Source organism: Kocuria sp. KD4 (assembly GCF_011769905.1).
GTDB lineage: Bacteria > Actinomycetota > Actinomycetes > Actinomycetales > Micrococcaceae > Kocuria > Kocuria marina.
Genome location: NZ_CP050449.1, coordinates 2611410 through 2625880, shown reverse-complemented (window position 1 = coordinate 2625880; position 14471 = coordinate 2611410). Strand labels below are relative to the sequence as shown.

Genomic DNA, 14471 nt, shown 5'->3' with positions numbered 1-14471 from the left:
ACCGCGGTGCTGTAGCGGTCCTCCTCACACGAGTCCTTCGAGTCGATGGATGCCCGTGACCAGGTCCGCTGTCGTGGGCGCTGCTGCGTAGCTCAGGCGAACGCGCGGGACGTCGGGCTGGTCGGCGTGGAAGTAGGTGCCGGGGGCCAGCGCGGTGCCGCGCGCGAGGGCTGCCGAGAGGAACTCGCTCTCGTCGGTACCCCGGGGAAGGCGCAGCCACAGGTGATAACCCCCGCGGGGGTGATCGGGGAGGACGTCTGCTCCCAGGGTCTCGACGACCGCGCGGATCGCCAGCCGCCTGCGCTGCGTGAGCGCCGTCTGCAACCGGGCCACGGACCGCTTCCACGCGGACGAGGTCAGTACTTCGAGCGCGGTGTGTTGCAAGGGTGCGGGCACCACCAAGGTGTCGATCATGTGGACCGTGCGCAGTCTCTCGAGCACGGGCCCGCGAGCCGCGAGTGCGCCGATCCTGAGATTGGGAGAAGTTACCTTGGTCAGGGAGCGGATATGGATCACCGTGCCGTCCGATTCGAGCAGGATCAACGGCTTCGCCGGCGGGATGCCGTCGTCGTGCGTCATGTGCCGCGCGTAATCGTCCTCCAGGACGAACGCGTCGTGGCTGCGGGCGACCGTGAGCAGTTCACGGGCGCGTCCCTCGGTGAGGCTCACCCCGGTGGGGTTCTGGTACAGGGGCTGGAGCACCACGAGACGGGCCCCGGTGCGGCCCAGGGCGTCGTCGAGGTAGTCCGGGCGCATCCCGTGCGCGTCCACGGGGAGCGACACCGTGCGCAAACCCGCGGCGCGAGCAGCGGCGAGGGTCCCCGGATACGTGGGCGCCTCTAGGAGCACGGGGTCACCCGGTTGGGCCACTGCCCGCATCGCGGTGGACAGGGCGGCCTGTCCGCCACCCACGACCAACACGTCCTCGCGCCCCAGCCCCGCCCCGATGTCCTCCGCGAACCACATCCGCAGGTCCGAGAGGCCTCCCGCGGGAGGGCGCTCCCACGCGTGCGGACTGCGCGCCGCACGGGTCAGCGCCGCACGCAGCGCCGTCATGGGAAGCAGGCTGTGATGGGCGTAGCCGCTGTTGAGGTCGATCACCCCGGGGCTCGGTGTGGCCAGGGTGTTGGACAGGCCGGGCGAGTGCAGGCGTCGCGCTCCCGGATTGCCGTCCGCGAGCCCCGGGTTCAGTGCCAGGGCCGCTTCCTGCCACGTCGTGTCCCTCGACGACGACGCCGGCTCCTGTGCGGCCCGGAACGTCCCCGCCCCGGGTCGGGACACCACCAGGCCACGCTGGGCGAGTAGCGCGAGTGCCCGGGATACGGTGGAGGCGCTCGCGCCGAAGCGGGTCACGAGGGCCCGGTGGGACGGTAGCCGCGTTCCCGTGGCAAGCGGCGTGATGTCCCGCGTCAGTTCCCGGGCAATGTCCTCGGAACTGCTACTGTGATTCATGAAAACCAAGAATAGCGCTACTGTTCCCACGAGAGTATCGGTTCGGGGCCCGGGACGGGCCGACGGTGTATGGGGAAATGGCCCCCTTCTCGCGTCCCTGGGCGTCGTCGCCTTCTCTCTGAGCTTCCCCGGCACGGTCTTCGCCCTGGACGGGTTCGGGCCCTGGACGGCCACCGGGCTGCGGGGCGTCATCGCGGCGGCCCTGGCCGGGACCGCCCTCCTGTGGGCCCATCCGCCCGTGCCCGCCCGTCACGACTGGGCGGGGATCACCGTCGTGGCCCTCGGCTGCGCCCTGGGCTTCCCCCTCCTGACCACTCTGGCGCTGCAGACCACGTCCGCTTCGCACTCCGCGGCGGTCATCGGTGCCCTGCCCATGGCTACCGCCGTCATCTCCACGCTGCGCACCGGGAACCGGCCGTCGTGGGCGTTCTGGTGTGCGGCCGCCGCGGGAGGGGCGGTGGTCGTGGGATTCGCCCTGTTGCAGAGCAATGGGGTACCCGGCATCGGGGATCTCTATCTCGTGGCCGCCCTCGTGGTGTGTGCCGCGGGCTACGCGGAGGGCGGGAGATTGTCCTCCCGCATCCCCGGCTGGCAGGTGATCGCATGGGGTGTGCTCCTGGCCGCTCCCGTGAACCTGGTCGTGACGATCGCCGCTCTGCCCATGGAGCCCGTCCACCTCTCCGCGCGCGGTATATCGGGGCTTCTCTACATCGCGGCGGTCTCCCAGTTCCTGGGATTCGTGGTCTGGTATCGCGGTATGGCGCTGATGGGCGTCACCCGGGCGAGTCAACTGCAGCTGATGCAACCGCTCCTGACCCTTGTCTGGGCCGTCCTGTTGCTCGGCGAACCGTTCTCTCCGGATGTCGTGGTGGCCGCGGTGCTCGTCCTCGCGTGCGTGGCCCTGACACAGCGCACCAGGGCGTGACGTCCTGCCCCGTGGGTCCACGTCCTCGAAAGCACAGCCCCGTGAAGACCTTCTGCAGGGTGGGGCCGATCAGGCCCCACCCCTCCCGGATCCGGCGGGGCGCCCGTAGAGTGACAGGGAGCGGCGTCGTCGGACCGGACCGGACCGGACCGGGCGGGCGACGTGGATCGTCGGCACGAGGAAGTGAGGCGCGGGCATGAGCGCACTGGAACTGATCACGGACGCCGCGCAGCGGCCCCTGGAGGCGGCGCGGGCCGCCGTGGAGGGGGCCTCCGCGGACACCCTCAACGAGATGCCGCGCGGTGAACTGAACTCCATGTCCTGGCTCGTGTGGCATGCGGCGCGGCAGCAGGACGCCCAGGTTGCCGAGCTGCGCGGAGCGGAGCAGGTGTGGCGTTCCGGCGGGTGGTGCGAGAGGTTCGGGCTGGACCGCCCGTGTGAGGACTTCGGCTTCGGGGACGATCCGCAGGCCGTGGCGAGCGTACGCGTGGACGATCCCGAGTTGCCGCTGGGCTACCTCGAAGCCGTCACGAATACCACGGCCGAGTACGTCCGTTCCCTCTCGGAGGCCGAGCTGGACGAGGTCATCGACGATTCCTGGGATCCGCCCGTCACGCGGGGTGTGCGGATCGTGTCCGCGATCGACGACGCCGCCCAGCACGTGGGGCAGGCCGCCTACGTCCGCGGGCTGGTCGAGCACGGCTGGTCCGGGAAGTACTGAACACGCGGGGATCTTAGTCTTCATGCAACTACATGGACACCACCGGTTCACCTACACTGGCTGTACTGACTATCGGGCCGCGGGCTAACGGTGCCGAAGTCCATCCCGGGAGACACGATCGCCTCATGACTCGTTCACGCTCACACGCCGCGGCGGCCAGGAAGCCGTCCATGGCGCTGACCGCCTTCACGTCCTTCTCCATGCTCGTGGCCGTGAGCGTCGCGCTCAGCAACGGCACAGAAACCGCCCCTTGGCAGCCCGCCGTGGCCCACGACGCGCAAGGCCCCCAGCGCCCGGGCGTTCCCGCTCCCGCCGATGACGCCGCGCAGCCGGCTCAGGCGTCCCTGTTCGCCGTGGTGCCGGACCAGGCGGCGATCGCCGCGTCCCACGATGTTCCCGTGACCGCGCCGGGCATGTTCGTGCGCAATGCGGTGGACATCGCTCCCGGGGGTTCCGGTCCCGGGGCTCTCGGTCCGGGTGGCTCCGGAGGCCCGGGCGCTGCCGGATCCGGAAGCGGTTCGGGCTCGAGCGGCTCCGGGAGCGGCGCGGGGGACACGTCCCCCGTGGCACCGAGCACGCGCGCTCCGGCCACGTTCGAGGGTGAGCTACCCGTCAACACCATCATCGCCCCGGCCCAACCGGTGGTCGTGCTGGACGGCGGCCGGTTCGGATGGCGGATCGCCCCGGACACCAAGCAGAAGGACTTCCACAACGGCACGGACATCTCCGTACCGGAGGGGACGCCCGTGGTGGCCGCCCTGGACGGCACCGTCACCGCGGTCTTCTGGGACGTGTGGGGTGGCAACCGGGTGGAGGTCACGCACGCGAACGGCATCAAGACCACGTACAACCACCTCAAGGACGTCATGGTGCGCGTGGGGGACACCCTGCGTGCCTCCGAGCAACTGGGCACCGTGGGGCAGACGGGTCTGCGTGTCACCGGCCCTCACCTGCACTTCGAGATCTGGGTGCACGGCAAGGTCGCGGACCCGGAATCCTTCGACTGGGAGACCGGCAAGGGTGTGATCCCCGCGTCGCGTGCGCCGTATTCCACGGAGGACCAGGCCGCGACGCAGCCTCCCGTGGATCCGCACGCGGAACCCGGCACCGATTCCGGTCCCGCGCCGTCCCACGTTCCCGATGCAGATCACGAACGCGTGATGGCACTGGGCCGGAAGACCCCGCCGCCGGCAGCGGCGTCGTCGAACACCGGAAAACCGGCCGCCGCAAAGCAGGCGTCCGGCGAGAAGGCCGGGAACGATGCCAAGAAGTCCGCGCCCCAGGCTGCACCGGCCACGAAGGCCCCTGCCGAGAAGGGGCCCGCTCACGAGCCAGGGTCGACGACGACGCTGCGCCCGAACACGACCCCGTCCGCGCCTTCCACGCCGGGCACGTCCGAGCAGACCCCGGGCGGGGCGACACCGGGAGGACACGACTCCGGCGCCAAGAAGCCGGGGGACAAGACTCCCACGCCGATCCCGTCGAAGTCCGGTGGTCCCACGGGTAAGCCGGTGCAGCCTGAGCCGGATAAGTCGGGCAAGCCCGTGCAGCCTGAGCCGGATAAGTCGGGCAAGCCCGTGCAGCCTGAGCCGGGCAAGTCGGGCAAGCCCGTGCAGCCTGAACCGGGCAAGTCGGGCAAGCCGGTACAGCCTGAACCGGGCAAGTCGGATAAGCCGGTACAACCTGAACCGGGCAAGTCGGATAAGCCGGTGCCGCCCGAACCGGGCAAGCCCGGGGACGGGCCGGTCACTCCGGCCGTGAACCCGTACACCGCGCCCGTGAATCAGCTGACCACGCTGGAGCAGGTGCAGCAGCGCACGCAGCACCTGCTGGCCACGCAGTTGGTGCTGACCCCGGCTCAGCAGTTCGGACCCGCCACGCTACTGAACACCGAGTTGACCTTGCTGTCCCAGCGGCTCACGGGTTCCAAGCTGGCCGCCGCGGATCCGTCGTTCACCGCGCAGCTGAACAAGACCCAGCACGCGGTGGCGGCGGCGTCGGCGAAACCGGCGGACAAGAAACTCACCGCGGCGGCCACGGCCGAGCTGACCACGCTGCAGAAGCTGGTGGCCGATGCCCCGCCGTATCAGCCCCCGGCTCCCTCTGCCAAGGACGGGTGAGGATCGGGGTTCCACCTCCCGCCCGTAACGGCGGTGGGTACCCGTGGACCGGCGATCCCGCCCACAGCGGCGGGTGACACCCCGGTGTTCCGGACATAGAGGTGCTTACCCGAAGGGCCACCCCGCTCGCACGCGGGGTGGCCCTTCGGGTCGCTCGGGTGGATCAGTGGGCGGCACGCACCCGCATGCCCGTAGCGGGGCGGGTCAGCATGTGGGTCCACGAGAACGTGAGGTCGTCCGGGTCGGTGCCCAGTTCCACGTTCGGGCGGGCCAGTGCCACCACGGCCGCGGACAGGGATGTCACCGCGATCTTCTCACCGGGGCAGCGGTGGCCCGTACGGACCTCGGCACCGCCCTGGGGGATGAACGTGCGGATGGCCTCGGCGTCATCGACCCCCATGAAGCGTTCGGGGTCGAAGGTGCCGGCGCGCTCCCACGAGGCGGGATCGTTGTTGGTGCCCAGGATGTCGATCAGCACGCGCTGACCCTTGTGGATGGGGCAGCCCTTGATCTCAGTGTCCGCGGTGGCCTCGGCGGGGAGCATCGGGACGAACGGGTAGACGCGGCGGACCTCTTGGGCGAAGGCCACGGCCTCCGGGATGTCGAGCAGAGAACCACCCCGTGCCTGGGACGCCTCGTGGATACGGGCGGCCCATTCCGGGTGCTCCACGAGTGCTGCCCCGGCGAAGGCCGCGAAGCGAGCCACCGCCACGTTGGGGCGGGTGAGGTTCTGCAACTCCACCGCGGCGGTCTTCTCGTCCACGAGGCCACCGTTCTCGTCCACGAGACGCGCCATGTGGGCGAGCACCGAATCCGGGTCGGCGGCCACGGTGCCCGAACGCACACCGTGGATCAGCTGCGTGAACGTGCGATCCAGGCGGAAGCGCTCGAACCATGAGATCGGGTGCGTGGCGGGGCGCCCAAAGGTGTCCAGCAGACGGCTCATGCGGCGGGCCTGCCGGTCCATCTCCTGGCGGCTCCACGGGATCCCGGCCCAGCGGAAGGACGCACGGCCGAAGGCCAGGGCCGTGCCGTCGTAGACGTTGCCGGGGGAGGTCCATTCACGGATGAGCATCTCGAGTTCCTCGGCCACGAACGGCTTGTACTGGGCCACCCGCTCGTCCTCATAGGCCATGTCCGCCATCTGGTTCTTACGTGCGGCGTGGGCGTCCCCGTCCAGGGCGTGGACGGCAGCCGACCCGAAGAGCGGGCCGCGGATGAACAGGGGCATGGCGCCGTGGCGCTTCATGCGGGAGGTGTCGTAGAAGAGGTCCACCCCTTCTTCCCCGCGCACCAGGACCGAGCGCTTGCCCAGCAGGTTCATGCTCACCGGGGCGCCGGACTCCGGGGAGACGCCCGTGCGACGTCGTACGCGCGAGGCAAAGAGGTAGCCCGAGCGCAGGAAGGAGAGGACTTGGTCGGGGCGGGTGCGTCCCGCGGTGGAAGTCATGCTCCGATCGTACGGGTACTGACCTTTCGCCGACTGGGAGGTTTCAACGCCGGGCACGCACCCGCAGGGCGCCCGCGAAGAGGAACGCGAACAGGCCCATGAGCGGGAAGACGAACAGCGCGGTCCGCAACCCGGCGGCATCGGCGAAGAGGCCGATCAGCGGGGGCGAGAGCACGAACACGATGCGCATGCACCAGCTCACCAGGGTGAGTCCCGTGCCGGGTTTCAGGCCGGGGGCACGGTCTGCGGCGGCGTAGGCGTTGGGGACCATGGTCGCGCAGCCAAAGCCCGCGAGGGCGAAACCAGCCAGGGCCACCCACGGTGTCGGCGCGAGCGCCACGGCGCCCAGGCCCACGAAGATCAGTACGCCCCCGATGCGCGTGACCAGCACAGCGCCCAACGCGTCGATCAGCCTGTCCCCTAAAAGGCGACCCACGAACTGCGCGCCCACCAGGCTGACGTAGCCGAGCCCCACCATGCCCACGGGTGCGCCCAGGGCGTCCCGCAGGTAGACGGCGGACCAGTTGGAGCCCACGTCTTCCACGAGCACCCCGGACATGGCGACGACGGCGATCGGCAGCAGCGCGAGCGCGGCCACTCCCGCGCTACGCGGGAGCTTAGGCATCCCGGCGGTGTCCAGGGGGGCGTTCTCGGCCTGGGTGGCGGCGTGTTCCGCGTGGTCGTCGGGGACGGCCCAGCGCATGGCGAAGGCCGCCACGGCCGCGAAGATGACACCGCTGATCAGGAAGTGCCAAGGCAGGGGTAGGTTCATGGCCGCGGCGGCGGTGCCCATGAGGCCGCCGATCACGGCACCCACGCTCCACAGTGCGTGCATGGAGTTGATGATGGAGGTTCCGGCGAGGCGTTGTACTCGCAGTCCTTGCGCGTTCTGCGCTGTGTCCACGAGGGCGTCCAGCATGCCCGCCACGAACAATCCGATCCAGAACACGGCCACGAGGGGAACGGATCCGGCCACGAACACTGCGGTGGCGAGCAGGATCGAACCCACCACGGCGACGCGCGCCGTTCCGAACCTCCGCAGGATGGGGGCTGGCAGGGGGCCCGCCACCACACCTCCGATGGGGAACGCGATTAGCGCGAACCCGTACAGGGCGTTGGACAGGTCGTACATGTCCTTGATCTCGGGCAAGCGAGGCAACAGGTTGGAGAAGATCGCGCCGTTGGTGAGGAACAGCAGGGACACCGCGATGCGCGCTCGGGTGATCCGCAGGCGGTCCATGGCCGGTGGTGGGGAAGCTGGCGTCACCCCGTCAGGCTACGGGCCGGGGAGGGTGGAGCACACTCGGGGGTGGTGTGTGCGTGAGTCCGCAGGGCCTGAATCCGCGGGGTTCGTAACATGAACATTTTGGGTGAGAAATGCGTGAAAAGTACACCCATAGGAGTGTTTGACATGTATGTCAAAGGCGCGCATTGAGCCATTCGCCCGAAATAATCGGAATCTCTCACCAAGCCAAGGCATCGTCAATATCGACATTTTGCGTCATGCAGAACGTGGATTCGTCCAGGACGCCTCCCTCCCCACGACGCCCCTGGGGGTCAATTTAGGTTGTGCGAGGCCTATGGTTCACTGAGAGAAGCCTCAGGACTGGGGCTGGACCGAGTCTCCCCGGGCCCCGGTGTGAGAACTCAAGAAGGAGTGAAGAACATGGCAGGCAACCGTTCCGTCGTCTTCCGCGGCGTGAAGAACATGCAGGTTGAGGATCTGGACTTTCCGAAGCTCCAGATGCCCAACGGCAAGAAGGCACCCCACGGTGTTGTCCTGAAGATCGTGGCTTCCAACATCTGCGGTAGTGACCTCCACATCTACCGCGGGTCCTTCCCCGCCCCGGAAGGCATGGTCATGGGGCATGAGATGACCGGGGAAGTCGTGGAAATCGGCTCTGACGTCGAGTTCCTGAAGGAAGGCGACCTGGTCTCGGTTCCCTTCAACGTGGCTTGCGGCCGCTGCCGCAACTGCCGCAACGGTCGTACCGAGGTCTGCCAGACCTGCAACCCGGACGCCGATTCCGCTGCCTACGGCTTCAACCTGGGCGGCTGGGATGGCGGACAGGCCGAGTATCTGTTTGTTCCCTATGCGGACTTCCAGCTGCTGAAGTTCCCGGACCGTGACCAGGCCATGGAGAAGATCCGCGATCTGGCGCTTCTCTCTGACATCCTCCCGACCGCCTTCCACGGCCTCATGGAGGCCGGCGCCAAGCCCGGGTCCACTGTCTACATCGCGGGGGCCGGCCCCGTGGGCCGTTGCGGCGCCGCAGCTGCGCGCCTGCTGGGGGCGTCCTGCATCATCGTCGGCGACCATGACAAGGATCGCTTGGCCCTGATGAAGCGCAACGGTTGCGAAACCATTGACCTCAACGAGGATGTCCCGCTGCAGGACCAGATTGAAAAGATCCTTGGCGAGCCGATGGTCGACTGCGCCGTGGACTACGTCGGCACCGAAGCTCACGGCATCGGCAAGGACGCGGACAAAGAGGATCCGGCCTATGCGATCAACCAGGTGATCGACGTTACCCGCGCGGGAGGCGCCACCGGCATCATTGGCATCTACGGGCCTGACCCCCTGGCGGATTCCAAGGACGAGCAGAACGGCATCTACCCGATTGAATTCGGCAACGCCTGGATCAAGTCCCCGAAGATCACCGCTGGCCAGGCGCCGATCATGCATTACAACTACGAGTTGATGCAGGCGATCCTGTGGGACCGCATGCCGTACCTGTCGGACATGCTGCAGACCAAGGTCATCGGCCTTGACGATGCTCCTCAGGCCTACGCGGACTTCGACAACAGCTCGCAGGAGAAGTACATCATCGACCCCCACGGCATGATCGCCTCCTGATCTTGCTCACCCGGTAGCGAGGCCCTGGCAATTTGCCAGGGCCTCACTACCGCCAGGACGCGCCCCAAGCTGAGGGCGCCTTTTCGTTCTCTCCTATGGCCGGTCAGGAAAAACAGCTGGCCGTGAACCCGGTGCCAGGGGTTCCACAGCACCCTCCGTTGACGGCGCGTCGAGCTGGAGGAAGCGGGGGCCACCATCACCTCCGCCGGGCGGCGGGTGCCCATGACCGCACTCATCGCTGTGGGCCTCATCCACGGCGAAGGTTTCCATACCACCCCCCAGACCAGTCCCTTGGCACCTTCCGTTCAAACCCCTGAGGCATCGGAGAGCACCGGTCGGCTGCTCGAGCGCGTCCGCGAGCTGGAAACCGAGGTCCAGGAATGGCGACGGCGCGCCGAAGTTGCTGAAGCACGAGCCGAAGAACGCCGCCGAGCTCTCGACGCCCTGCAAATCGCCAACGAAACCGAGCGCATGGCGCTGCGCATGCTCACCGGGCAGAGCTCCCACATCACGCAGGCTCCTGCTACTCCAGAACCTGTTCGCCCCACCCTGACGGCAGAGCCGGAAACGTCACCGGAACCCGCAGCCCCTGTGGCACCGCCCGAGCCGCTCCGCGGGTTCTTCCCCGCATCTTCTCGGCCTAAGCCCAGCTACAGGCCTCGCCCGTGGTCCTCCCGGCCAGGAGCGGGGCGACGAAGGTGCTGCGCCTGTTCCAACGGGTGAAGCGGGGCTACCCGCTGTTGCTGCTGGGGCGCCGGGGGTTGCTTCCGAGGTGCTGGGGTGTCCAGCTCCACGACCTTGCGGATCTGCTCCCACTCCGCGCGGCGGGCCGCCACCACCTGAGCCTGCTGCTCCTGCTGCTGACGCACCGCGAGCACCGAACGCTTACCCCGTCCCGCCTTACGACGCCGCGGCGCGGTCTGCGACCCGTGCTCTAACTCCAGGCGGGTGCACGCGCTCTGGGCCGCACGCCGGTCGTTGCGCCCGTGCCACACCGTCCCCTCGTCGCTGACCGGCACACCACCACATGCACATGGTCATCGGCGTGGCGGACCATCACCCACGGGTGCTCCTCGAAACCCATGGGATGCGAGACGTCTCGTCCGATAAATTTGCTCCCGCATGTTTCCGGGGTTCGATGTGTCTCGCATCCTTGTGCTTTATCTATGCCCCTAGAATCGGATACTCAACGTTGGTTGCGAGACAGATGGGGGTAGACATGGGGAAGCTGATCGGGTACGCCCGGGTATCGACTCGGCAGCAGGACGCGGACCGTCAAGTGTCTGACCTGCTGGCCGCCGGCGTGCGGCGCGATGATGTGTATGTCGACAGCGGGGTGTCTGGAAGCCGTGCCTCCCGTCCCGCCTTTGACGAGGCGGTGGCCGCTCTCCAAGAGGGAGACACGCTGGTGATCACCACGCTGGACCGTCTGGGCCGGTCGACGCAGAACATGCTGACCTTCGCCGAAGCGCTGCGGGGCAGAGGTGCCGGTCTGCGGGTGCTGAACCTCGGTGGGGGAGACGTGAATACCGCGACCCCGATGGGTTCGATGGTCTTCACGGTCATGGTCGCCTTGGCGCAGATGGAGTTGGAGATCAAGCGGGAGCGGATCACCAACTCGGTGGCCAAACGCCGGGCCGCCGGCAAGGACCTCGGCGGGCGCCGCCAGACCTTCACCGACTCCCAGATCCGCAATGCCGTCCGCCTCATTGAGTCCGGGGAGCCGGCCACCCAGGTGGCCCGCGACCTGGGGATGTCGCGGGCGACCCTGTACCGGCGGATCCGGGAGCTGCCGCAAGCGACGACCATCTGAATGCGCTGGCACTCTCCAAATTCCGAATCGACGCATGGTGAGGCATAGTCATGGCCAACCGGTCGGGACCCAGGGCTACCGCTCGAGGATTACCTCGAGTTGGGCAGTGCGGGCGTGGAGTCGGGCGGCTGGGGTGACGTCGACACCGCAGGAGCGGCTGCCGAGTCCGTGGTGGCCGACGTCCAGGTGCAGGTACCAGTTCCGTCCGGTGACGTCGGGCAGCTCGTGGGGGTGCGGGGCGGCCATGAGTTCTAGGTCCCGGTATGGAGTGAGCGTCCAGTGCAGGCCCTGCGGTGCCGGGGTCCCGTCGAGTTCGGCGTGCACCGTGCGCAGTTCGAGATGGGTGCCGTCGGTGAGCGGGATGTGCAGGCGGCGCGCCTGGGTGCGGTTGCCGGAGGCTTGCGGGTGGGCGCCGGGTGTGGCCAGGGATCGGGCCGGAACTCGGTGGGTGCCGTAGCGTGCGGCGGCGCAGGCATCGGGATAGGACTGGTGCGGGCCGTCGCCGTCGAATTCTACGTCCCCGTCCGGATCGACGGGCAGGGATAGAACGCAGCCTACTCGCGCGAGGAGGAAATCCAGTTCCGGCAGCTGCCAGGTCACTTCGAGTCGCCGGGCATCGGGGAGGTCCGTGGTGCTCCAGCGGTGGGTGAGTAGGAACGGCGCGGTGCGCAGATCGGTGCCTGGCGCGGCCCACAAGGTGCGGACGGTGCCTGCTGGCGCCCCGGGCTCCACCGGCAGCGTGCGCGGCTGGAGGCGGTGCAGGCCGTGGTCCAGCCAACGTTGTGCGGTGGAGACCACGATGCCTGGTGTGCCGGTGGCGTCGCGGGGATCCGTGCCGGTGTAGTCGTGCCAGTCCGTGGTGTCCCTGGTGGGCGAGGTGGGCCACAGTTCGCGGGTGGGTTCGATGGTGCCGGCGTCGTTGTCCGTGGGCGCCCGGAAGACGGAGAGCTCGGGGCCGTGGACCCCGGCGGGCGCCTCGGCGACCGCTCCCGGAGACTTATCCGGGACCAGGGGCATCGGGCCCAAGTGCTGAGCCTCGTGCCGCATCGTGCGGCCGGCGGGCCCGCGGGCCTCCACCGACACCTGGAGGTACTCGCCCACTCCCGGTTCCTGGGGCATAGCCACCTGGCGGGTGCCCCGGGGTGGGAGGTCCTCCAGTTCGATGGTGCCCGTACGCACCGTGGCCCGGTCGGTGGTGTGCAGTGCCCAGCACAGTTGCAGCCCGGTGAGTGCGGTGTGGTCGTGGCCGTTGCCCACCAGCGCGTGTCCGGAGCCGAGGTCGATACGCAGCGGGTCGATGACGGCGGCGTACTCCAGCAGGCCGGGCCCGGGGGCGCCATCGGCGGTGCACAGCCCGTCGAGCACGAAGGTGCCGTCGTGCAGGGGTTCGCCGAAGTCCCCGCCGTAGGCCAGCAGGGGGGTGCCGTCCGGGGTGACGGTGGCGATGCCGTGGTCCTTCCACTCCCACACGAAGCCCCCGCAAATCCTCGGGTGAGCGCGGAAGATCTCCTCATACTCGGCCAGTCCGCCGGGACCGGTGCCCATGGCGTGGGCATACTCGCACAGCACGAACGGCATCCGGGAGATCCGGTCCGAGCCGGCGGCGTCCGTGGAAGGCACCGGTTCACCGGCTGCGATGCTGCGGGTCTCCCTCGGGGTGGGGTACATCCGGGAATAGACGTCGGTGTAGGCGGCGTCGTGGTCGCCCTCGTAGTGCACCGGGCGGTCGTCGTGGCGGCGCAGCCACTGGGCGGCCGCGGCCAGGTTCGCCCCGGTGCCGGATTCGTTGCCCAGGGACAGCATCACGACGCTGGCGTGGTTCTTGTCCCGGTGCCACATCCGGGCCGTGCGGTCCAGGTAGGCCTTCCGCCAGGCGGGGTCGTCGGAGGGGTTGCGCGTCCAGCCCTGGTGGACGAATCCGTGGGTCTCGAGGTCACCCTCGAGCACGACCCACAGTCCCATCTCGTCGGCCAGGTCGAGGGCGTGGTGGGCCGGCGGGTAGTGGCTGGTGCGGACCGCGTTGATGTGGTGGCGTTGCATGAGCTCGTACTCCCCGCGGGTGAAGTCGGCGTCCACCGCGCGGCCCCGGCGCGGGTGGAACTCGTGCCGGTTGACGCCGCGGAAGCGCACCGGGGCGCCGTCGACCTGAAGGACGCCGTCGGTGGAGATGACGACGCGGCGGAATCCGGTGCGGTGGGTGACGAGCTGTCCCTGGGCGCGCAGGGCGACGTCGTAGAGGTGCGGGTCCTCGGCGGTCCAGGCACGCACGACCCCGACGGGCAACTCCACCCGGTCGGGGCCGTCCACGGTGGTGGCTAGGCCGAGCGCCGGGATCTCCACGCGCACGGGGAACGCGTCCCTGGGGGCCGTGATCCGGCAGCCCAGGACGCCCTCACCGGTGGCCGGGTCCCGGTCCGCGGTGAGGTGGACGTCGTCGATCCCGTCGTGCACCTCGCCGAGCACGCGGACGTCGCGGAAGATCCCAGGCAGCCACCACTGGTCCTGGTCCTCGAGGTAGGACCCCGCGCTGAACTGGTGGACCCGCACCACCACCGTGTTCTCGCCCTCGTGCACGAGATCGGTGACGTCGAACTCGTGGGTGAGCCGGGAGCCCATCGCCTGGCCGGCCCACCGCCCGTTCACCCACACCCGGAAGGCGGACTCAACACCCTCGAAGCGCAGCAGCACAGCGCGCAGTCCTTCGGCCTCGCCCTGGTGCGTGAGGTCGCCCAGGTCGAAGGTGGTCCGGTGGTCGGCGGTGGGGTTGGCGTCCGGCACGTGCGGTGGGTCTACGGGGAAGGGGTAGACGACGTTGGTGTACCAGGGGGTGCCAAATCGGCGGTCGCCGTCGAGGTGCTCGAGCACCCAGTGCCCGGGCACGGGGATCTGCTCCGGCCAGTCGGCGTCCAGTGCCGTCGGGTCGGGGCACTGCTCGAGAGCCTCTGCTGCGGAGGGGAACCAGCGGAAGTCCCATGCGCCAGCCAGGGAGAGCTCCAGCCGGTCGGAGTCCAGGTGCGCCCGTGGGGGAAGCGACTTACAGGATCCGTCGATACGGGTGAACCACCAGGGGTCGGCTCGCAGATCGGTGGTACTGCCGGTGGTGCTGGGATGCATGGGTCTGGGCGCTCCGGGT

The 14471-nt window shown here is 68.9% G+C and carries 10 protein-coding genes; 5 read left to right on the top strand and 5 right to left on the bottom strand.

The features are described 5' to 3' along the window. Window positions 1–24 precede the first annotated feature (24 nt). Window positions 25–1452 carry a PLP-dependent aminotransferase family protein gene (locus HBK84_RS11720; RefSeq protein ID WP_167318977.1) on the bottom strand — a complete coding sequence of 476 codons (1428 nt, stop codon included), beginning with the start codon at window positions 1450–1452 and terminating at the stop codon, window positions 25–27. On the opposite strand from HBK84_RS11720, the gene HBK84_RS11715 reads away from it, so the two are divergent. From HBK84_RS11715 to HBK84_RS13075, 3 genes are all read left to right on the top strand, one after another. Then, on the top strand, window positions 1451–2377 hold the full coding sequence (locus HBK84_RS11715) for a DMT family transporter (protein ID WP_167318976.1): 927 nt from the start codon (window positions 1451–1453) through the stop codon (window positions 2375–2377). The genes HBK84_RS11720 and HBK84_RS11715 overlap by 2 nt on opposite strands. A gap of 196 nt (window positions 2378–2573) precedes the next feature. Beyond that, window positions 2574–3098, top strand: coding sequence for a DUF664 domain-containing protein (locus tag HBK84_RS11710; RefSeq protein ID WP_144933087.1), 525 nt, complete (start codon window positions 2574–2576; stop codon window positions 3096–3098). A 125-nt stretch (window positions 3099–3223) separates the two neighbouring features. Then, window positions 3224–5218 carry a M23 family metallopeptidase gene (locus HBK84_RS13075; protein ID WP_305047372.1) on the top strand — a complete coding sequence of 665 codons (1995 nt, stop codon included), beginning with the start codon at window positions 3224–3226 and terminating at the stop codon, window positions 5216–5218. A gap of 163 nt (window positions 5219–5381) precedes the next feature. Here the strand turns inward: HBK84_RS13075 and HBK84_RS11700 are convergent, their stop codons facing one another. After that, window positions 5382–6668, bottom strand: a complete 1287-nt coding sequence (locus HBK84_RS11700) for a cytochrome P450 (protein ID WP_167318975.1) — start codon at window positions 6666–6668, stop codon at window positions 5382–5384. Window positions 6669–6711: 43 nt separating this feature from the next. Beyond that, window positions 6712–7935 (bottom strand): MFS transporter, encoded by a 1224-nt coding sequence (locus tag HBK84_RS11695; RefSeq protein WP_370520544.1) that lies wholly within the window; start codon window positions 7933–7935, stop codon window positions 6712–6714. Window positions 7936–8334: 399 nt separating this feature from the next. Between HBK84_RS11695 and HBK84_RS11690 the strand changes: the two genes are divergently transcribed. Beyond that, window positions 8335–9525, top strand: coding sequence for an alcohol dehydrogenase catalytic domain-containing protein (locus HBK84_RS11690; protein ID WP_095798957.1), 1191 nt, complete (start codon window positions 8335–8337; stop codon window positions 9523–9525). Between the two features lie 650 nt (window positions 9526–10175). Here HBK84_RS11690 and HBK84_RS11685 read toward each other — a convergent pair. Further along, window positions 10176–10544 (bottom strand): hypothetical protein, encoded by a 369-nt coding sequence (locus tag HBK84_RS11685; RefSeq protein WP_167318974.1) that lies wholly within the window; start codon window positions 10542–10544, stop codon window positions 10176–10178. A 200-nt stretch (window positions 10545–10744) separates the two neighbouring features. On the opposite strand from HBK84_RS11685, the gene HBK84_RS11680 reads away from it, so the two are divergent. Then, window positions 10745–11338, top strand: coding sequence for a recombinase family protein (locus HBK84_RS11680; RefSeq protein WP_167318973.1), 594 nt, complete (start codon window positions 10745–10747; stop codon window positions 11336–11338). Window positions 11339–11413: 75 nt separating this feature from the next. Here the strand turns inward: HBK84_RS11680 and HBK84_RS11675 are convergent, their stop codons facing one another. Beyond that, complete coding sequence (locus tag HBK84_RS11675) at window positions 11414–14452, bottom strand: glycoside hydrolase family 2 TIM barrel-domain containing protein (RefSeq protein WP_167318972.1); 3039 nt, start codon at window positions 14450–14452, stop codon at window positions 11414–11416. Window positions 14453–14471: the final 19 nt, after the last annotated feature.

Excerpts from the sequence above, each read along its gene's own strand:
- HBK84_RS11715 (WP_167318976.1), top strand. The coding sequence starts at position 1,451 with ATGAAAACCAAGAATAGCGCTACTGTTCCCACGAGAGTATCGGTTCGG.
- HBK84_RS11720 (WP_167318977.1), bottom strand. The coding sequence starts at position 1,452 with ATGAATCACAGTAGCAGTTCCGAGGACATTGCCCGGGAACTGACGCGG.
- HBK84_RS11710 (WP_144933087.1), top strand. The coding sequence starts at position 2,574 with ATGAGCGCACTGGAACTGATCACGGACGCCGCGCAGCGGCCCCTGGAG.
- HBK84_RS13075 (WP_305047372.1), top strand. The coding sequence starts at position 3,224 with ATGACTCGTTCACGCTCACACGCCGCGGCGGCCAGGAAGCCGTCCATG.
- HBK84_RS11700 (WP_167318975.1), bottom strand. The coding sequence starts at position 6,668 with ATGACTTCCACCGCGGGACGCACCCGCCCCGACCAAGTCCTCTCCTTC.
- HBK84_RS11690 (WP_095798957.1), top strand. The coding sequence starts at position 8,335 with ATGGCAGGCAACCGTTCCGTCGTCTTCCGCGGCGTGAAGAACATGCAG.
- HBK84_RS11680 (WP_167318973.1), top strand. The coding sequence starts at position 10,745 with ATGGGGAAGCTGATCGGGTACGCCCGGGTATCGACTCGGCAGCAGGAC.
- HBK84_RS11675 (WP_167318972.1), bottom strand. The coding sequence starts at position 14,452 with ATGCATCCCAGCACCACCGGCAGTACCACCGATCTGCGAGCCGACCCC.